A 20339-nucleotide genomic window follows, 5' to 3' on the forward strand; every position below is an offset into this window, starting at 1 on the left:
GGCGGGCCGTTCGCCGCCGCTCCGCGGCGTGCGCTCGGGTTTGGCGTCGTCGTCGAGACGCAGGCTCAACCCGATGCGTTGCCGCTCGACGTCGACGTCGACGACCTTGACCCGCACCACCTGGCCGGACCGCACGACCTCGTGCGGGTCGGAGACGAACCGGTTGGCCATCGCCGAGACGTGCACCAACCCGTCCTGGTGCACGCCCACGTCGACGAATGCGCCGAACGCGGCGACGTTCGTCACCACACCCTCGAGGATCATGCCCACCTTGAGGTCGCCGACCTTCTCGACGCCCGCGGCGAACGTCGCGGTGGTGAACGCCGGCCGGGGGTCACGGCCGGGCTTCTCGAGTTCGGCGAGGATGTCGGTGACCGTCGGGATGCCGAAGCGGTCGTCGGCGAAGTCGGCGGGCCGCAGGGTGCGCAGCGTGCGTTCGTTGCCGATGATCTCGGCCAGCACGACGCCCGAGCGGTCCAGGATGCGCCGCACCACCGGGTAGGCCTCGGGGTGCACCCCGGACGCGTCCAGCGGATCCTCCCCGTCGCGGATCCGCAGGAACCCGGCGCACTGTTCGAAAGCCTTGGGGCCCAGGCGCGGCACGTCGAGCAGGGCGCGGCGGTTCTGGAACCGGCCGGTCTTGTCCCGGTGGGCGACGATCGCCTCGGCCAGCGACTCGGTGATCCCCGAGACGCGGGACAGCAGTGGGACCGACGCGGTGTTCAGGTCGACGCCGACGGCGTTGACCGCGTCCTCGACGACGGCGCCCAGGCTCTTGGCCAGGATGCCCGGGGTGACGTCGTGCTGGTACTGCCCCACCCCGATCGACTTCGGCTCGATCTTGACCAGTTCGGCGAGCGGATCCTGCAGACGCCGCGCGATGGACACCGCGCCGCGCAGCGTGACGTCGAGATCGGGGAGCTCGTGCGCGGCGTAGGCGGAGGCCGAGTACACCGACGCGCCGGCCTCACTGACCATCGCCTTGGCCGGCGCCTTCGCTCCCGCGGTGCGGATGTCGGCGATGAGTTCGCCTGCCAGCGCATCGGTTTCACGGGATGCGGTGCCGTTGCCGACGGCGATCAGCTCCACGCCGTGCCGGGCCACCAGCGCCGCGAGGGTCGCCTTGGCCTGGTCCCACTGCTTCTGCGGTTGGTGCGGGAAGATGGCGCAGGTGTCGAGCACCTTGCCGGTGCCGTCGACGACCGCCACCTTCACCCCGGTGCGGAACCCCGGGTCCAGCCCCATCGTGGTGCGGTTACCGGCGGGGGCGGCCAGCAGCAGATCCTTGAGGTTCTTGGCGAACACCGCGACCGCGTCCTGTTCGGCGCGCAGCCGCAGGCGCACCCGGGCGTCCACCGACGCCGACACCGACAGCCGGGTCCGCCACGCGAAGCCGACGGTGGCCGCCAGCCACGGCGTGGCCGCTGCTCCGGCGGTCAGGTCGATGTCCAGCGCCGAGGCGATCATCGCCTGGTACTGGGCGTCCTCGCCGCCGTCCAGGCTGAGCGCGAGCACCTGCTCCTTCTCCCCGCGCAGCACCGCGAGCACCCGGTGCGACGGCATCGCCTCGAGCGGTTCGGAATGGTCGAAATAGTCGCGGAACTTCTGCGCCTTCTCGCCGGCCGCCGCGCCCTCGGAGGCCGCCCTGGCCCGCAGTGTCCCCTGCTCCCAGAACCGCTCGCGCAGCGCGCCCACCAGCTCGGCGTCCTCGGCGGCGCGTTCCACGATGATGTGGCGGGCGCCCTCCAGCGCGGCCGCGGCATCGGCGACCTGCTCGCCGAGGTACTCCGCGCCCACCTCCTCGGGGGTCAGGGAGGGGTCGGTCAGCAGCCGATCGGCCAGCGGTTCGAGCCCGGCCTCCCTGGCGATCTGCGCCTTGGTGCGCCGCTTCGGCTTGAACGGCAGGTAGATGTCCTCGACGCGCGCCTTCGTGTCGGCGGCCATCAGCGCCGCAGCCAGGTCGTCGGTGAGCTTGCCCTGCTCCTTGATCGAGGCCAGCACCGCGTTGCGCCGGTCGTCGAGCTCGCGCAGGTAGGCCAGCCGCTCCTCCAAGAGGCGAAGCTGGCCGTCGTCGAGGCTGCCTGTGACCTCTTTGCGGTAACGGGCGATGAACGGCACTGTCGCACCCTCGTCGAGCAGTCGCACAGCGGCGGCGACCTGCGACTCCGCCACGGCCAGTTCTGCAGCGAGACGGGCGTTTACAGACTTGACTGCGCCAGACGTGATCACGCGCGGAACCCTACTCGAGTTTCGATGACGGCCTGCCGGGTAGTCGCCGGTATGAGCACCGATGTGGCCGACTTCATCCTCGACCGTCTTCGCCAGTGGAACGTCACCCACATCTTCGGCTACCCCGGGGACGGCATCAACGGCCTGATCTCGGCGCTCGGCCGCGCCGACGACGATCCGCGGTTCATCCAGACCCGGCACGAGGAGATGGCCGCGCTCGCCGCCGTCGGGTATGCGAAGTTCTCCGGTGAGGTCGGGGTGTGCATGGCGACGTCGGGTCCGGGCGCGGTCCATCTGCTCAACGGTCTCTACGACGCCAAGCTCGACCACGTGCCGGTGGTCGCGATCATCGGTCAGACCGCCCGCAGCGCGATGGGTGGCAGCTATCAGCAGGAAGTCGACCTGCAGGCGCTGTTCGGCGACGTTGCCAGCGACTATGTCGTCGAGGTCAACGTCTCCGAACAACTCCCCGCCGCCTTGGACCGCGCCATCAGGACCGCCAGGACCCGGCGGGCGCCGACCGTCGTGATCCTCCCGTCGGATCTGCAGGAGCAGGAGTACGAGCCACCGGAGCACAAGTTCAAGCACGTCCCGTCCAGCGATCCGGCCGACGAGTACGGGATCGTCACCCCCGCCGAGGATCAGGTGCGGCGCGCCGCGGAGATCCTCAACGAGGGTGAACGCGTCGCGATCCTGATCGGGCAGGGCGCCCGGGGAGCACATAAGGAGGTCGTCCGCGTCGCCGAGCTCACCGGAGCCGGCGTGGCGAAAGCACTGCTGGGCAAGGATGTTCTGCCCGACGATCTTCCGTTCGTCACCGGCCCGATCGGGCTGCTCGGGTCGCGGCCGAGCTACGAGATGATGCGCGACTGCGACACGCTGCTCATCGTCGGCTCGAACTTCCCCTACACCCAGTACCTGCCCGAGTTCGGCCAGGCGCGTGCGGTGCAGATCGACGACGACGGCACCTCGATCGGGATGCGGTATCCCACCGAGCTCAACATCGTCGCCGACGCCAAGGCGACTCTGACTGCGCTGCAACAACATCTGCAACCCAAGGCGCGGACCGACTGGCGGGACACGATCGAGGCCAACGTCGCCCAGTGGTGGGCGGCGCTGGAACAGCAGAGCATGGTCTCGGCGCAGCCGGTCAACCCGATGCGTATCGCATGGGAGCTGTCGAAACGACTGCCCGCCAACGCGATTGTCACCGCGGACTCCGGGTCGTCGACGACGTGGTACGCGCGCTGCCTGAAGTTCACCGGACAGATGCGGGGTTCGGTCTCGGGCACGCTGGCCACCATGGGCTGCGCGGTGCCGTACGCGGTCGGGGCGAAGTTCGCCCACCCGGACCGTCCGGTGATCGCGCTGGTCGGTGACGGCGCCATGCAGATGAACGGCCTCAACGAACTGCTGACGATCAGCCGGTACCAGGACGAGTGGGACGACCGGCGTCTGGTGATGTGTGTGTTCGGCAACGGCGACCTCAACCAGGTGACGTGGGAGCTGCGCGCCAGTGGTACACCGAAGTTCGAGCAGTCCCAGAGTCTGCCGCCCGTCAGCTATGCCGCCGTCGCCCGAGCCATGGGGGTGGAAGCGATGACCGTCGAGTCCGAGGCCGACCTCGGCGACGCGTGGGACTGGGCGCTGTCGTCCCCGGGGCCCACACTGCTTGATGTGCGCTGCGATCCGGAGGTCCCGCCGATCCCGCCGCACGTCACCACCGAGCAGATGCTGAACATGAGTCGGGCCGTCGCCCAAGGCGACCCGGGTGCGCGGCACCTGATGTATCAGACCGTCAAGAGCGTGGTGAGCCAACGTTTGACGCGTTCGTGAGCGGGTACTGCGGGATGGCTCCATCAACCCCGAGACACGGAGGCTCTTCATGCCCGCCCCGCGCAAACGAGATCAGGCCGCGCCTGCAAAGGTAAGCCCCACCGGTGCTTCGAAAAGCACTGACGAGCAACCCGATCCGAGGGCGCAGTCCGGCCGCTACCTCACCACTGCGCAGGGGGTCCGAATCCCCGACACCGACCATTCGCTGAAGGCGGGCAGCCGCGGGCCCACCTTGATGGAGGACTTCCACCTGCGGGAGAAGATCACCCATTTCGACCACGAACGCATCCCGGAGCGGGTGGTGCACGCCCGCGGCGCGGCCGCGCACGGCGTCTTCGAGGCCTACGGCAACGCGGCCTCGATCACCAAGGCCGCGTTCCTGGCCAAGAAGGGCCGGCAGACCGACGTCTTCTGCCGCTTCTCGACCGTGCTGGGCTCCCGCGGTTCGGCCGACACCGTCCGTGACACCCGGGGCTTCGCGGTCAAGTTCTACACCGAGGAAGGCACTTTCGACCTCGTCGGCAACAACATCCCGGTCTTCTTCATCCAGGACGGCATCAAGTTCCCCGATGTGATCCACGCGGGCAAGCCGCACCCGGACCGCGAGATCCCGCAGGCGCAGTCCGCGCACGACACGTTCTGGGATTTCGTGTCGCTGCACACCGAGGCCACCCACCACGTGTTCTGGAACATGAGTGACCGCGGCATCCCGCGCTCCTTCCGGACCATGGAGGGCTTTGGCGTCCACACCTTCCGGCTGGTCAACGGCAAGGGCGAGACGAGCCTGGTGAAGTTCCACTGGAAGCCGATGGCCGGCGTGCACTCCCTGGTGTGGGAGGAAGCCCAGCTCGCCGCCGGCTTCGACCCCGACTTCCACCGCCGCGACATGGCCGACGGCATCGAGGCCGGCGCGCCGCTCGAATACGAGCTCGGCGTGCAGGTGATGCCCGACGACGGCACCGAGACGTTCGAGGGCATCGACCTTCTGGACCCGACCAAGATCGTGCCCGAAGAGCTGGTGCCGGTGCAGCGGATCGGCAAGCTGACGCTGAACCGCAACCCCACCAACTACTTCGCCGAGACCGAGCAGGTCGCGTTCCACACCGGCAACCTGGTGCCCGGCATCGAGGTCACCAACGACCCGCTGATGCAGGCCCGGTTGTTCTCCTACCTGGACACCCAGTTGACCCGGCTGGGCGGACCCAACTTCACCCAGTTGCCCATCAACCGTCCCCGCTGCCCGGTCAACGACATGCTGCGCGACGGTATGCACCAGACGGCCATCCACACCGGTCAGGCCCCGTACCGGCCGAACAGCATCGACGGCGGCGAACCGCTGGTCGCCGACGCCGACGAGGGCGGGTACGTGCAGACCGCCCGTCCGGTGGAGGGCCGCGTCGGGCGGGTCGCGCCGACCTCGTTCGACGACCACTTCACCCAGGCGGCGATGTTCTACCGGTCGCTGACCCCGGTGGAGCAGTCCCACATCGTCGAGGCGTTCACCTTCGAACTCGGCAAGTGCTACGAGCAGGCCATCAAGGAGCGCCAGCTGGAGGTGCTGGCCAACGTCGACGCCGATCTGTGCGAGCAGGTCGCGCAGGGCCTGGGCCTGCCCGCCCCCAAGGGCAATCCGCCCGCCGAGGTCACGCTGTCACCGGCCCTGTCGCAGGTCGTGACCACGCCCGGGCCGGCGAAGGGCCGCAAGGTCGCGATCATCGCCGACAGTGACTCGGATCTGGGCGGAGTGAGCAAACTCGTCAAGGCGCTGGACAAGGCGGGAGTCATCCCGGCGGTCGTGGCGCCCGCAGGCGGCCAGTTGAAGTCGGGGCGGCGCACCCTCACAGTCGACCGGACCTTCGACACCGCCCGCTCGATCGAGTTCGACGCCGTGGTGGTGGCCGGTGGCGCACTCGCGCGTGCCGACATCAAGATGGTCATCCTCCTGCAGGAGATGCTTCGGCACTGCAAGCCGGTGGCGGCATGGGGCGATGCGCGCACGGCCCTGCAGAACGCCGACATCGACCTCGGTCTGCCCGGCGTGCTGACGGCCGACGACGTGTCGACGTCCTTCGGCGCCGAGTTGCTGGCCGCGCTCGGTATGCACCGGGTCTGGGAGCGCGCGGAAGCGGTGATGTCCTCGGCCGTCGCCCCGGTGCGTGCCGAGGCCCCGAAAACCAGGCGCACGCGGCGGAAGTGATGCCCGCGTACGCTGGGTGAAGCCATGCGCGACGACTTTCACCGGGCCCTTGAGGCCCTGGTCGAGGACCTGGCCGACATGTGCGGCCGGGCCTCGACCCTGGTGAACGCGGCGTCGGCGGCGTTGCTCGAGGGCGACGCCGCCGCCGCCGAAGCGGTGGCCTTCGACCTGAAGCGGCTGACACGGCTCGGCAATGCGGTCCACGAACGGGCCTACAGCATGCTGGCGTTGCAGGCCCCGGTGGCCCGCGATCTGCGCGCCGTCGTCGCCGCGCTCTACATCGCCGCCGACGCCGACCGGATGGGTGGGCTGGCCTCGAACGTGGCGCGCACCGCGCGGCGCCGGTACCCCGACCTGCTGATACCGGATGACGTCTACGACCTGTTCGATGAGATGGCCTCCACCGCAGTGGAAATGGCGGATCTGGCCCAGTCCACGGTGCGGTCACGCGATCCTGGTCTGGCGCGCAGGGTGTGCGACGGGGACGGACGGATGAACGATCTGCACCGCGAGTTGTTCGCCCGGCTGATGAGCCCGCAGTGGCAGCACGGGCCGATGGTGGCGGCCGACCTGGTGCTGCTCGGGCGGTTCTACGAGCGGTTCGCCGATCATGCCGTCGAGATCGCCCGCCGCGTACATTTCCAGGTCACCGGCCGCCAACTCACCGACGGTGGTGACGGTGCGCAGCCGACGGCGCAGGTCCCGGGCTGACCCGGGACATCCGATCAGCGGGCGGTCGCGGTTTCGCGGCTCAGCGCCGCCTCGTAGATGCCTTCGGCGTCGGTGGCGATGCGGTCCCAGCTGTACCGGGAACGCGCCCTCGATCGTCCGGCCAGGCCCATGCCCTGCCGCAGCACTGTCTGCCCGAGGACTGAGCGCAGCGCCCGGCCGAGCGCCTCGGGATTGCCCGGCGGCACCAGAAGCCCGGTCACGTCGGAGATCACCGCGTCTTGGGGCCCGCCCGCGGCGACGCCGATGATCGGCGCGCCGCAGCCCATCGCGTGCAGCACTGTGGCACAAGAGGATTCGTACTGAGCCGGAGCGACCACGACGTCCGCGGACCCGAACAGCGCGGTGAGGTCGCCGGCGGCCGGTCGGGCGACCAGTCGTACCCGGCGGTCCACCCTGAGTCTGCGGGCCAGCTCCAGGTGCCGCTCCGACTGCTCAGGGTCGGCGTCGTGGGTGGCGACGAGCACGAGTTCCGCCGGGCCCAGCGACGGCAGTGTCCGCAGTACCTGCGCCAGCCCCTGCCGGGGCGTGAAGTCGCGGGCGACAGCGACGATCCGGGGACCGGACTCCGTTCCCCGCGACAGGATCTCCTCGGCCGTCACGTCATCGACCTCGACGCCGGGGGGCAGCACCGCCACCCGCGCGCGGGGGCAGCCGAGCCGCAGCACTTCGTCCATGTCGTCGTGACATGCCACGGTCACCGCGGTCGCGTTGCGGACCAGCAGCGACCGGATCTTCTTGGGGGTGTCGGCTCCGCTGTCGCCCGGCCGGGTCGTGACGTCCAGGGACGGGTAGGCCTGCACGGTCGGTACCGGACGACGTTTGGCCGCCAACTGGGCCGCCATCCCGTGTGCCCACCCGAAGCAGTGCACGACATCGGGCCGGTCCGCGTCCCATGCATCGATCAGCTGCTGGGCGATGTCCCCGATCAACGGCATCAACTCGTCTGCGCCTGCGGCCCCGTCCACCACACCGATGTGCCGCGCGACGAACATCCGCACGTCGTGGCCGCGCCGGTCCAACGCGTCGGCCAGCCTTTCGAACTCGTCGCCCCCACTGTCGGCACGGTCACCTACCAGGGCAAGCTTCATCGGATCCTCTCGACGTGATTCTTGTGGGTTGGGTGCACGCAGGGCCGTCCACCCAAACGGCAGCGCCCGGGCCTGTTCGCCTGGTGTACCGACGAGTTCGCTGTGCGGATAGTCCAGGACGGTGCCGGTTAGCCGCGCCCGGTTCGGGTACCAGTCGCGACGTGGTCCAGTCGAATGCCGCCGATGCGTGAGCCGAGCGCCGTCGGAGTCACCGCCACACCGGGTTCGGGCGGTAACACCACCCTGACCATGGCGGGCACGTTGGACGACTCGACGTACCGCCAGGTGCGCGACAGCGTCATCTCTGCTGCGCTGGCCGTCCCGACGGCGGTCCTGGTCGACGTCAGTGCACTGCGGGTACCCGCCGACAGCGGGTGGACCGCTTTCACCAGCGCGCGCTGGCATGTGAGCACGTGGCCCGGCGTGCCGGTCCTGCTGGTGTGCGACGATCCGGCAGGCCGGGCGGCGATCGCCCGGTGCGGCGCCGCGCGTTTCGTTCCGGTGCACCCGGACCCGGCGTCGGCGGTCGCCGCCACGGGTGCGGCCGGACATCCGCGCAGACGGGTGGCCGCCGATCTGGAGGGCGATCGAGACAGCCTTCCGCGGGTCCGGAAGCTGGTGGCGCGGTGGCTGACCCGGTGGGACCGGCCCCAACTGGTTCACACGGCGTCCACGGTGGCCTCGGTGTTCGTGGAGAACGTGCTGGAGCACACGGCCGATCGCCCCCGCCTGGTGCTGGAGGCAACCGACGATCGGGTGACCGTCGCGGTCAGCGACGGGTCACCCGATCCGGCTGTGCGGCAAGAAGATTCCGTGTCCGGCGCCCACACCGTCTCCGGGCTGGCCATCGTCGCGGCGCTGAGCCGATCCTGGGGATCGACTCCGGCGGCGGATGGGAAGACGGTGTGGGCGGTACTCGGACCCGAGAACCGGTTGTGAGACTGCCGGCTACTGCAGGTCGAACCGGTCGTTGTTCATCACCTTGACCCAGGCGGCGACGAAGTCCTCGACGAACTTGCCCTTGTTGTCGTCCTGGGCGTAGACCTCGACGATCCCACGCAGCACCGAGTTCGAGCCGAACACCAGGTCGTTGGCGGTCGCGGTCCACTTGGGCTGGCCGGTCGCGCGGTCCTTGCCGTCGTAGACGTTCTCGGTCAGCTCCGACGGCTTCCACTCGGTGCCCATGTCGAGCAGGTTGACGAAGAAGTCATTGCTCAGGACACCGGGCTGGTCGGTGAACACGCCGTGCTTGCTGCCGCCGTGGTTGGCGTTCAGCACGCGCAGGCCGCCGATCAGCGCGGTCATCTCGGGAGCGGTCAGGTCGAGGAAGTACGCCTTGTCGACCAGCAGCTGCTCGAGCGGGGTCTTCTCCCCCGGCCGTGCGTAGTTGCGGAAACCGTCGGCGCGCGGCTCGAGCACCGCGAAGGACTCGACGTCGGTGCTTTCCTGGGTCGCGTCGGTGCGGCCCGGCGCGAAGTGCACGGAGATCTCGTATCCGGCTTGTTTGGCGGCCTTTTCGATCGCGACGTTGCCCGCCAGCACGATGACGTCGGCCAGCGAGACCTTCTTGCCGCCGGTCGCCGAGGCGTTGAAGTCCTGCTGGATCTTCTCCAGCACCGGCAACACCTTGGCCAGCTCGGACGGCTCGTTGGCCTCCCAGCTGCGCTGCGGCTCCAGGCGAATACGCGCACCGTTGGCGCCGCCGCGCTTGTCGGTCCCGCGGAAGCTCGACGCCGACGCCCATGCGGTCTTGACCAGCTGGGGCACCGACAGATCCGACTGCAGCACAGCGTTCTTCAGCGCGGCGACGTCGGACTCGTCGATCAGCTCGTGGTCGACCGCCGGCACCGGGTCCTGCCAGATCTGCGGCTCGGGGATCCACGGGCCGAGGTAGCGGCTGATCGGCCCCATGTCGCGGTGCATCAGCTTGAACCACGCCTTGGCGAAGGCCGCGTCGAGCTCTTCGGGATGATCGAGCCAGCGCCGGGTGATCTGGCCGTAGATCGGGTCTTCCCGCATCGAGATGTCGGTGACCAGCATCGTGGGCTTGCGCGGCGGGCCGCCGAACGGATCCGGAATGGTGGCCTCGGCGTTCTTGGCCTCGAACTGCCAGGCGCCGGCGGGGCTCTTGGTCAGCTCCCACTCGTTGCCGTACAGGTTCTCCAGGAACGCGTTGCTCCACGTGGAGTTGGTTCCGGTCCAGATGACCTCCAGACCGCTGGTGACCGTGTCCGGTCCCTTGCCGGTGTTGAACGGGCACTTCCAGCCCAGGCCCTGGTCCTCGATCGGCGCGCCTTCGGGCTCGGGTCCGACGTTCACGTCGGCGGCACCGTGGGTCTTGCCCAGCGTGTGGCCACCGACGATCAGCGCGGCGGTCTCCTCGTCGTTCATCGCCATCCGGCCGAACGTCTCGCGGATGTCGTGGGCGGCGGCCAGCGGATCCGGCTTACCTTCGGGGCCTTCGGGATTGACGTAGATCAGACCCATGGTGGTCGCGCCGAACGGCTCCGCCAGCTTGCGGTCCTTGTCGTTGCTCCCGCCGTAACGCTTGTCGGTGCCCAGCCAGGTGTCCTCCTGGCCCCACAGCATCTCCTCGGGCTCCCAGATGTCCTCGCGGCCGAAGGCGAATCCGGCCGTCTTGAACCCGGACTGCTCCAACGCGGCGTTGCCGGCGTAGGCGATCAGGTCGGCCCAGGAGATCTTGTTGCCGTACTTCTGCTTGATCGGCCACAGCAGCCGGCGCGCCTTGTCGAGGTTGGCGTTGTCCGGCCAGCTGTTCAGCGGGGCGAAGCGCTGCGCGCCCTGCCCGGCGCCACCGCGGCCGTCGAAGATGCGGTAGGTACCGGCGGCGTGCCAGCTCATCCGGATGAACAGGCCGGCGTAGTTGCCGTAGTCGGCGGGCCACCAGTCCTGGGAGGTCTGGATGAGCTCGATGACGTCGCGCTTGAATGCCTCGACGTCAAGCTTGGCGAACTCGGTCGCGTAGTCGAAGTCGGCACCCAGCGGGTTGCCCTTCTCGTTCTGCCTGTGCAGCACCGAGACGTCGACCTGCTCAGGCCACCAGTCCTTATTGGTCAGCGGCCCATGCGCTTTCGGCTCGGGTGAGCTGATCACCGGGTTCTCGGACTCGCTGTGGCTGTCGGTCTTGGCGTCGGAATGGGGTGGGCGTGCGTCGGAGGTGTCGGTCACAATGTTCCCTTTCGTAATACGTACATCATGGAGATGACGGGGCTGTCGAACAGTCGGGGCAGATGCCCCAGTAGATGACTTCGGCTTCGTCCACCTCGAAGCCGAGAGGGTCGGAGGCGGTGAGGCAGGGCGCCTCGCCCACCGCGCAGTCCACGTCGGCGATCACGCCGCAGGACCGGCACACGACGTGGTGGTGGTTGTCCCCCACGCGGGTCTCGTATCGGGCCACCGAACCGGCGGGCTGGATGCGCCGCACCAAACCTGTTGCGGCGAGGGCGTTCAGGGCGTCATACACCGTCTGCCGGGAGATGTCGGGAACGAGTTCGCGGGCCGCACCGATGATGAGTTCGGTGTCGGCGTGCGGGTGTTGTCCGACCGCGTGCAGCACGGCCATCCGTGGCCGCGTGACCCGCAAGGCGGCAGACCGCAGCACCGCCGAGTAGTCGGGTTCTTCGGTCATCGTTGACGATCCTTCTCCGTTTTCTGGATAGGATCAAGTTTCCCACAGAACTTGTGAGCGCCGTGTCGGATTTTTTCGTTCTCGGGCCTGCGCATCCACAAAGCGAAACGGTTTCGCCGGGAGTCCTCGGGTACGCCCCCGCCGGCGTCAAGGCCGCGGCGAGCCGACTGTTGTCGGCGCCGGCGGGACGGTCAGGCCGACCGGCACCGCGGTGCAGAGCCGCGCGGCGGCGGCCAGCGTCAGAAACACCGCCAGCGCGGTCCATCCCGGCACCTGGCCGAGCCCGAACTTGGCGGTCACCACCAGAGTCACCGCCGACGCGCAGATCAGTGCGCCCGCCGCGGTGGTGCGCGCCCCGGTGCCGCGCACCGGGCGGTCCCACCACGGCAGCGGGCGCCGCTCCAGCGGGGTCAGCAGCCGGAACAACACGAGCATCACCACAGCGGACACCGCTGCCCGCAGCGCGAGCCGGCCCCAGAATCCCGGGGCGGCCGGGTCGTAGGCGTCCAGCTCCACGGCGTTCAACGCGAACGCGGCGATCGCGATCGCCACGATGTGCCACAGGTACAGCGTCATCGCACCGGCGTTGCCGGCCTTCACCACGCGCCACACCCGCGGACGACAGGCCCAGCGGCCGAGTGCGCCGGCCACGCAGACGAACGCGCACGACATCCAGATGCACTGCAGGGCCAGGACGACGGTCGGCGGTGAGACGTTGGAGACCTTCTCGGCGCCGGTGACCACGAGGGAGACCTCGTAGGGCCCGAACGTGACGAGCGCCAACTGGCCCGCGAAGGCCGCGACCCCCGCGACGAACGCGGTGCGGACAGAGACGCGCCCGCGCGCGTAACCGACGCCGATCGCGACCGGGATCAGCCAGACGAACAGGAAGTTCAGCAGCCCGGCCTCGGGAGCCCCGGTCGCCCACCGCACCGCGTCCACCGCCGCGGCGGCACCTGTCAGCGCGGCCACCAGCATCGCCACGGCGCCCCCGGTGCGCAGCCGGATCAACGCCGGCACGAAGGCCAGTGCGACCAGGTACACACCCAGGAACCAGAGCAGCGCCACGCTCTCGGCGCCCAGGCCGGCCGCGGAGCGGGCGCCGAACACCAGGCGCGCCACGAGCAGACCCGCCGACCACGCCGCCAGATACCAGAAGACCGGCCGGTACAGCCGCTGCGCACGGGTGAACACCCAGGTCCCCCAACGTGTCCCGGCCTGGTGGCCGTACACCGCGGCGGCGCCGCCCGCGAGGAAGAACAACGGCATCACCTGGGCGATCCAGGTCAGGGGCGCCACCGCGGGCACCGCGCCGATCAGGTTGCCGATGCGCACACCGGAGGCGTCGATGGTGGCCAGCAGCAGCACGCTGTGCCCGAACATGACCATCAGCAACGAGCCCAGCCGGGCCACGTCCACGGCGCGATCGCGCGAGGTCGGTGTCATGTGCCCAGCATGCCCGCCGACCGGCCGCCGGGCATGAGTAGTTCTACCGGCGTCAGGGCAGCGCGCGGAACAACGCGCCCAACGGACCGGCCGGGGCAGGCGGCGCGGGCAGGGCGGGCGCGGTGACGGGAGGCGCGGCCGGGACGGGACCGGCCACCGGTCCCGCGCCCGACAGGTGTGGCACACCGATGACCGAGACCGGCTGCGGCGCGGCCGGATTCGTGCCGAGCACAGCGGTAGAGGGCGCCTCGGCGACGACCGGCTCGTCGACCGCAACGGCCAGCTCGGACACCTCGGCCACCGCCGGCACCTCGGGGATCTCGGGGACCCAGACGGACTCGGGCTGCGGTGCGGCGGGAACGTCTGGGACTATCGGCAGCGGGGCCACCTCGGGTTCGGGCGGAATGACGATGGGCGCGACCGGAACGGCGGCAGGCGGGGCCGGCAGCACCGCCTCGGCGACGGTGTTGTCGGGCACGTCGTGACCCGGCCCCGGGGTGTCGATCAGCGTGTAGGCGACCAGGCCAACGACCGCCGCGACCAGGGCGACGGCCGCGGCCCTGGCGGCGAGCCCACCCGGGATCGCCGAGACGGCGGTGCGGATCCTCTGGTAGCGCTGGCTGTCGGCGATCCGGTCGAGCAGCCCCGCGCCGTTGTCGGTGGCGCCGGCGGCGCGCGCCGCGCCGTAGGCAAGCACCAGGTCCTCGTCGATGTGGCGGGCGGTCCGGTTGCGGCCTTCGAGGGCCGCGTCCTCGGTGACCGTCACGATGTCGTCGATTCCGAACAGCCGCAGCTTCGTCCGCACCCGGATCGCCGCTGTGCCGGCGGACGGGTCGCTGCCGTCCCAGACCAGCCGGACGGCGTCGATGTCGCGGTCGGCACGGAGGGCGAACGACTGGACGCTGCGTGCCGCCGCCCTGGCAACATCGTCGACGCCGTCGACCGCGACCACGTCGTCGGCGAGAATGCTGCCGTCGCGGAGGTCGACCAGCGCCCACGCGGCACTCGTCGAGGTGAGTGACAGACCCAGGACCACGTGCATGACTACCCCCAGACTGTTGCCGGTGTGAGCTCTACATCGGCAGGTCAGCTGAACATGTTACGCACGACGCAGTCCCACCCGCCCGGCTTGTGGCGAAAACGGCGATCGCCGGAACGGACGAGCGAGCAAATCTGACGCTTGCGTCAGCTCCGCGCGGCTTCCAGCGCCTCGTTGAAGGTGGGGCTGGGACGCATGACCTCGGTGGTCTTCTCCCGGTCCGGGTAGTAGTAGCCGCCGATGTCGACCGGCTTGCCCTGCACCGCGTTGAGCTCCTCGACGATTGTCGACTCGTTCTCGGCCAGGGTCTTGGCCAGCGGCGCGAAATGCTCGGCGAGCTCCTTGTCCTCGGTCTGCTCGGCCAGCTCCTGGGCCCAGTACATGCTCAGGTAGAACTGGCTGCCGCGGTTGTCGAGCTCCCCGGCCTTGCGCGACGGGCCCTTGTCGTTCTCCAGCAGCTTGCCGATCGCGGAGTCGAGGGTCTTACCGAGCAGCTCGGCCTTCTTGTTGCCCGACTTGCGGCCCATGTCCTCGAAGCTGGCGCCGAGGGCCAGGAACTCGCCGAGCGAGTCCCAGCGCAGGTGGTTCTCCTCTAGCAGCTGGCTCACGTGCTTGGGCGCGGACCCGCCGGCCCCGGTCTCGTACATCCCGCCGCCGGCCATCAGCGGCACGATCGAGAGCATCTTGGCGCTGGTGCCGAGCTCGAGGATCGGGAACAGGTCGGTGAGGTAGTCGCGCAGGATGTTGCCGGTGACCGCGATGGTGTCCTCCCCGCGGATCACCCGCTCGATCGTGTACCGCATCGCCCAGACCTGCGGCATGATCTGGATCTGCAGGCCCTCGGTGTCCTCGTCCTTGAGGTACTCCTTGACCTTCTTGCGGAGTTCCACCTCGTGCGGGCGCTCGGTGTCGAGCCAGAACACCGCAGGCATCCCGGAGGCGCGGGCGCGGGTGACGGCCAGCTTCACCCAGTCGCGGATCGCGGCGTCCTTGACGATCGGCATGCGCCAGATGTCGCCCTCCTCGACGTTCTGGCTCAGCAGCACCTCGCCGGTGTCGATGTCGACGATGTCGGCGACCCCGTCCTCGGGGATCTCGAACGTCTTGTCGTGAGACCCGTACTCCTCGGCCTTCATCGCCATCAGGCCGACGTTGGGGACGGTGCCCATCGTGGTCGGATCGAACTGGCCGTGGGTCTTACAGAAGTTGATCATCTCCTGGTAGATCCGGGAGAACGTGGACTCCGGGTTGACGGCCTTGGTGTCCTTGGTGCGGCCGTCGGCGCCGTACATCTTGCCGCCGAGACGGATCATCGCGGGCATGGACGCGTCGACGATCACGTCGGACGGCGAGTGGAAGTTGGTGATGCCGCGGGCAGAGTCGACCATCGCCAACTCGGGGCGGGTCTCGTGGCAGCGGTGGATGTCCTCGATGATCTCTTCGCGCTGCGAGGCGGGCAGCTTCTCGATCTTGTCGTAGAGATCGGACATGCCGTTGTTGACGTTGACGCCGAGCTCGTCGAAGAGCTTCTGGTGCTTGGCGAACGCGTCCTTGTAGAACACCTTGACCGCGTGGCCGAAGACGATCGGGTGGCTGACCTTCATCATGGTCGCCTTGACGTGCAGCGAGAACATCACGCCGGTCTTGTAGGCGTCCTCGATCTGCTCCTCGTAGAAGGCGATCAGCGCCTTCTTGCTCATGTACATGCTGTCGATGACGTCGCCGGCCTCGAGCTTGACCTCGGGTTTGAGGACGACGGTCTCGCCGCTCTTCGTGGTCAGCACCATCTTGACCTTGCGGTCCTTGTCGAGCGTCATCGACTTCTCGCCGTGGTAGAAGTCGCCGGTCTTCATCGTCGCGACGTGGGTGCGCGAGGCCTGCGACCACTCCCCCATGCTGTGCGGATGCTTGCGGGCGTACTCCTTGACCGCCTTCGGTGCGCGACGGTCCGAGTTGCCCTGGCGCAGAACAGGGTTCACGGCGCTACCGAGAATCTTGGCGTAGCGCTCCTTGATGGTCTTCTCTTCGTCGGTCTTCGGCTCGCCCGGATAGTCGGGCAGGTCGTAGCCCTTGGCCTTGAGTTCCTTGATCGCGGCCAGCAGCTGCGGCACCGACGCGCTCACGTTGGGCAGCTTGATGATGTTGGTCTCCGGCAGCTGGGTCAGTTCGCCGAGCTCGGCCAGGTTGTCCGGCACCTTCTGCTCGTCGGTCAGGCGGTCGCTGAACTCGGCGAGGATGCGCGCAGCGACCGAGATGTCGGTCGACTTGACGTCGATGCCGGCCGCGGAGGCGAAGGTGCGAACCACCGGCAGGAAGGCGTAGGTCGCAAGCAGCGGCGCCTCGTCGGTCAGCGTGTAGATGATGGTCGGCTGCTCGGCGCTCATTGTCGTCTCCCGCGTCAGTTTCTGTCAGTTTCGAAGGCACCCTTCTGGCGAAGCCTATCGAACGACCCTGCCTTCGGAACCGGAGGACGCCACGATCGTTGGGGGCTGCGCGCCCTTTGGACACGGTGTCGTCACAGTTGGCCACCGATCCGGTGCCTGGAGTCCGGCGGCGTGATTGCGCCGCTAGATTCACGGCGTTCGAGCAAACGGATGAACGGAAGAGGCGGGACATGTCATTGACGACACGGTCGGGGTGTGGTGCTGCGGCGCTGGGTGTGGCGCTGCTGGCGGCCGGATGCTCGTCGGCGCCCGCACCGGAGGGCGCGGCAAACGCCGCCGCTGTCGCGCCTGCGCCTGCACCTGCGGTGACGGGCTCGCCGGCCGAGTGGCGTAGCGCGGTCTGCCGCGACGACGTCGACGTGGACTCGGGCACCCGCCACACCGTCACCGGCAACACGTGCGTCCCGAAGGACGGCGACGGCGTGGTCAACTTCGACCACTTCGAGTCCGAGCCGTCGATGGACTCGGTGCTGTCCTGGCAGCCCTCCACGCATGTCGCCGAGACGGTTGTGGACGGCAAGCCGCTGGCGATCTGGACACCGTCCGGGGAGGCTTCCGATCTGGAGCCGCTGAAGAACTTCGGCTTCACCGTCGCGTCCTATCAGGCGGCCGGCTTCGCCCGGACCACCTCCGACGCGCCCGCGGTGCTGCCGGTCGGTGACGTCGAGGTGCTTCCGCCGAACCAGTACGGCTACGTCGTGGTGCAGACCGCCGCCGGCGACACCCAGTGCATCGTCGAGGCGACGTTCATCGGGTGCGAGACCGACGGCACCAACTGGCAGCAGCATGTCGACGGCAGCGGGCCGTATCACGGTGTGCGCATCAACACCGACGGCACCGGGTCCTGGGTCGACGGCAACCTCGGGGCCGCGGCGCCGACGACACTGGCGGACAAGACCTACCGGGCGCTGGGCTGGACCATCGTGTCCACGCCGGCCGGTATGCGCTTCACCAACGACAAGACCGGTCACGGCGCGGTCGTCGGCGTCCAGAGCGTGCGACCGTTCTGACGGGTTGACGTCGCTTCACCCGCGGCATGGAATGACTGTCATGCAGAAGGTGTCGATCGAAGCCCTGGCCCGTCAGCAGTTGGAGAGCGCGGCCGCCAGCGGCCGTAATGCCGCCGACACCGTCGTGGGTGGCCACGAGCGCGTGTTGCGCCAGACGGTGATCGGGATGCTGGCCGGCTCCGAACTCGGCGAACACGAAAACCCCGGCGAGGCCACGCTCTATGTGCTCAAGGGCTCCATCCGACTGGTGAGCGGCGACCAGCATTGGGATGCCCGGGCCGGAGACCTGGTGTTCATCCCCGACGCCCGGCACTCGGTCCTGGCGCAGACGGATGCGGCACTGCTGCTGACCGTCGCCAAACTCCCCTGAGCCCGACCGCCGTTCACCGGCGATCACGATTCGGTCAACCAGATGGTGTCGGCGGCAATTGCCACCTGCCCCCGGGACGCGGCAATTAAGGTGCTGGATCGTGGGTAACGCGGTGCTGGCCAACGGACGGGGACGGTGGCTGGCCGTCGCCGTCTCACTGGCGGTGTCCGGCGGCATGGTCTACGCCCAGACCGCGGTACCGCCGCGGCAGGCGCCCAGCCCGCCGAGCGCGGCGCAGCAGGACCCCACGCCGTCCCTGTCGGCGCCGCCGCCGACCGAAGCGGAGTTGCTGGCGGCCAGCGCCCCGGCGGACGCCCGGGTGTTCGACTTCGCGCTGCCCAAGGGCGTGGCACCCGAGGGCGGCCTGCAGGTCAAGACGATCTGGGCGGCCCGCGCGATCAGCGCCATGTTTCCCGAGATCACCACGATCGGCGGATACCGGCAGGATCCGCTGAAGTGGCATCCGAACGGCCTGGCGATCGACGTGATGATCCCGAGGCACAACAGCAAGGAAGGCATCGAGCTCGGCAACCAGATCGCCGGCTACGCGCTGGCCAACGCCGAGCGATGGGGTGTGCTGCACGTGATCTGGCGGCAGGGCCTCTACCCGGGTATCGGTGCGCCGAGTTGGACGGCCGACTACGGGTCGGAGACCCTGAACCACTTCGACCACGTGCACATCGCCACCGACGGTGGTGGCTACCCGACCGGGGACGAGTCCTACTTCATCGCGTCGATGCAGAAGTAGCTCGGGTCGCGCCGGAAGCGGCCGGCGGCCACAGCGGGACGATGCTTGCGCCCGTGACACCGGTCAGCCGCGCCACGATCTGCGCGACGACGTTCGTCCCGGCATAGGTGACACCTCCGACGACCTTGACGGGGGTGATCGCCAGCTGAGCCAGCGGACTGATCAGGAAGAGGTCGGCGTCGGCGACGGACTGCAGGCTCGCGGAGACGTCGGTGGTGAGCGTATCGACGAGGTAGGGCACCGAAGCGAAGATGGTGCGCGCACCCAGGGCCAGGCTGGTGCCGATATCGGGGGGTCCGTACGTGGCGATGATGTCTTGCAGCGTGCCGCGCAGCGCCTCGTCGTTGTCCACGGGCGTGATGTCGGCGTCGCCGAGCTCGGTCAGCGACGCTCCGTCCAGCTCATCGACAGCCTCGTAGCCGAAGAGCGACAACGCCGTCGGCGTCACGTCCACGATCGAGTACTTCAGGTTGACGACGCCCTCACCGAACAGGCCGGGGCTTCGAGCAACCACGAACGTTGTTGTCTCGTCCGGAGATTGGAAACCGTGACCCAGGCCCCGCTGTGGCTGATGGCCGTGGTCGGTCACCATGACGACGGTCCACTTCTCCCCCGTGGCCGCCTCCCATGACGTCACAGCGTTCATGATCTCGCCGAGGTTCCGATCGAAATTCGCCAGCGCCGCACGATACTCCGGCGAGTCGCCGCCGTGCTCGTGCCCGCTCTCGTCGACACCGACGAAGTAGCTGAACATGAAGTTCGCGGTGTCGGGGCTGGCGCCGGCGATCGCGCTCTCGGTCAAGTCACCGACCCTGTCGTCGGAAACCAACCAGTTCGGGTCATCGCCACTCTGCGACACGTGGTGAACGTTGTCCGCGCCGACGCCCGATGCCGCGATGCCCGAGATGACGTTCCAATTCGCGATCGAGGTGGTCTCGATGGCGCCGTCGCTGAGCGTCTCAAGTCGGGTGAAAACCGTCGGCCACTTCCTGTACGTCGACGGGGTGAAGACGTTGTTGAGCACCCCCGTCTTCTCCCCCCAGGCACCGGTCAGCACCGCCGACCAGGACGGGTGGGAGATCGTGGTGTGCCCGACGATGGTGGAGGCGGCGGTGGTAGCACCTTGCATCAGCGCGAAGAAGTTGGTGGTGATGTCCGGGTTGTCCAGCACCCGACTGAGGTTGGTGCCATCCACACCGATCACCAGCACATTGGGGGTGCCGTCGTCGACGTACGCCGCCTCGGGTGTGCCGGCCTCGGTACACCGAGATCTGCTGCGCGCCAACTTATTTCGCGCCGCAGCCAGCGACGCCAGCACCACCGAGCTCTGAAGCGCGGCCGACTCGTTTCCCGTCGCCTCCGACGACGCTGATGTCGCGCCCTCCGACGTTTGGCTGGCGTCCGCGGAGTCCGTCTCGGCGTGGGCCGCGGTGCGGCCGGTGATCAGCCGGAGCGGTCGTGGAAGACTCGGAGGGCCGGCGGATGGTGAGGGCCGCATGGCCATCGCGGTCGGACCAGTCAGCTCGGTCGTATCGGTAAAACCCGTCACAC

The 20339-nt window shown here is 68.9% G+C and carries 15 protein-coding genes; 7 read left to right on the top strand and 8 right to left on the bottom strand.

Going from position 1 to position 20339, the window contains the following annotated elements:
- Positions 1-2229: Tex family protein (locus tag MVA01S_RS05780; protein ID WP_060941554.1), on the bottom strand; the 2229-nt coding region annotated here is incomplete at its 3' end.
- 51 nt (positions 2230-2280) lie between these two features.
- Here MVA01S_RS05780 and MVA01S_RS05785 point away from each other — a divergent pair.
- From MVA01S_RS05785 to phoU, 3 genes are read left to right on the top strand one after another with little or no spacing between them, the layout of a single operon-like run.
- A complete protein-coding gene (locus tag MVA01S_RS05785; RefSeq protein ID WP_003932204.1) occupies positions 2281-4065 on the top strand; it encodes a thiamine pyrophosphate-requiring protein in 1785 nt (594 codons plus the stop codon).
- Positions 4066-4114: 49 nt separating this feature from the next.
- The gene (locus MVA01S_RS05790; RefSeq protein ID WP_040542310.1) at positions 4115-6262 is read left to right on the top strand and encodes a catalase; all 2148 of its coding nucleotides are present in this window, start codon (positions 4115-4117) and stop codon (positions 6260-6262) included.
- A 24-nt stretch (positions 6263-6286) separates the two neighbouring features.
- A complete protein-coding gene (gene phoU / locus MVA01S_RS05795; RefSeq protein ID WP_003932202.1) occupies positions 6287-6973 on the top strand; it encodes a phosphate signaling complex protein PhoU in 687 nt (228 codons plus the stop codon).
- Between the two features lie 14 nt (positions 6974-6987).
- Here phoU and MVA01S_RS05800 read toward each other — a convergent pair whose 3' ends face one another.
- Positions 6988-8082 carry a glycosyltransferase gene (locus tag MVA01S_RS05800; protein WP_003932201.1) on the bottom strand — a complete coding sequence of 365 codons (1095 nt, stop codon included), beginning with the start codon at positions 8080-8082 and terminating at the stop codon, positions 6988-6990.
- Positions 8083-8256: 174 nt separating this feature from the next.
- On the opposite strand from MVA01S_RS05800, the gene MVA01S_RS05805 reads away from it, so the two are divergent.
- Positions 8257-9021 carry an STAS domain-containing protein gene (locus tag MVA01S_RS05805; protein ID WP_003932200.1) on the top strand — a complete coding sequence of 255 codons (765 nt, stop codon included), beginning with the start codon at positions 8257-8259 and terminating at the stop codon, positions 9019-9021.
- A 9-nt stretch (positions 9022-9030) separates the two neighbouring features.
- Here the strand turns inward: MVA01S_RS05805 and katG are convergent, their stop codons facing one another.
- The 5 genes from katG to MVA01S_RS05830 form a co-directional block, all read right to left on the bottom strand.
- A complete protein-coding gene (gene katG / locus MVA01S_RS05810) occupies positions 9031-11274 on the bottom strand; it encodes a catalase/peroxidase HPI (protein WP_040542308.1) in 2244 nt (747 codons plus the stop codon).
- A gap of 22 nt (positions 11275-11296) precedes the next feature.
- Positions 11297-11731 (bottom strand): Fur family transcriptional regulator, encoded by a 435-nt coding sequence (locus tag MVA01S_RS05815; RefSeq protein ID WP_003932198.1) that lies wholly within the window; start codon positions 11729-11731, stop codon positions 11297-11299.
- Positions 11732-11878: 147 nt separating this feature from the next.
- Positions 11879-13177, bottom strand: coding sequence for an acyltransferase family protein (locus MVA01S_RS05820; RefSeq protein ID WP_003932197.1), 1299 nt, complete (start codon positions 13175-13177; stop codon positions 11879-11881).
- Between the two features lie 52 nt (positions 13178-13229).
- Positions 13230-14219: a hypothetical protein gene (locus MVA01S_RS05825; RefSeq protein WP_003932196.1), complete on the bottom strand. Its 990-nt coding sequence runs from the start codon at positions 14217-14219 to the stop codon at positions 13230-13232.
- A 143-nt stretch (positions 14220-14362) separates the two neighbouring features.
- The gene (locus tag MVA01S_RS05830; protein WP_003932195.1) at positions 14363-16600 is read right to left on the bottom strand and encodes an NADP-dependent isocitrate dehydrogenase; all 2238 of its coding nucleotides are present in this window, start codon (positions 16598-16600) and stop codon (positions 14363-14365) included.
- A gap of 230 nt (positions 16601-16830) precedes the next feature.
- Between MVA01S_RS05830 and MVA01S_RS05835 the strand changes: the two genes are divergently transcribed.
- From MVA01S_RS05835 to MVA01S_RS05845, 3 genes are all read left to right on the top strand, one after another.
- Complete coding sequence (locus MVA01S_RS05835) at positions 16831-17670, top strand: hypothetical protein (RefSeq protein WP_040542306.1); 840 nt, start codon at positions 16831-16833, stop codon at positions 17668-17670.
- 40 nt (positions 17671-17710) lie between these two features.
- Positions 17711-18040 carry a cupin domain-containing protein gene (locus tag MVA01S_RS05840; RefSeq protein WP_003932193.1) on the top strand — a complete coding sequence of 110 codons (330 nt, stop codon included), beginning with the start codon at positions 17711-17713 and terminating at the stop codon, positions 18038-18040.
- Between the two features lie 100 nt (positions 18041-18140).
- On the top strand, positions 18141-18788 hold the full coding sequence (locus MVA01S_RS05845) for a VldE C-terminal domain-containing protein (RefSeq protein ID WP_003932192.1): 648 nt from the start codon (positions 18141-18143) through the stop codon (positions 18786-18788).
- On the opposite strand, the gene MVA01S_RS05850 is transcribed toward MVA01S_RS05845, so the two are convergent.
- On the bottom strand, positions 18766-20286 hold the full coding sequence (locus MVA01S_RS05850) for an alkaline phosphatase family protein (protein WP_237024383.1): 1521 nt from the start codon (positions 20284-20286) through the stop codon (positions 18766-18768). The two genes, MVA01S_RS05845 and MVA01S_RS05850, sit on opposite strands and share 23 nt — an antisense overlap.
- Positions 20287-20339 lie beyond the last annotated feature (53 nt).

Origin of the sequence: Mycolicibacterium vaccae NBRC 14118 = CIP 105934 (assembly GCF_001552715.1) — a bacterium.
In the GTDB taxonomy this organism is placed as follows: Bacteria; Actinomycetota; Actinomycetes; order Mycobacteriales; family Mycobacteriaceae; genus Mycobacterium; species Mycobacterium vaccae.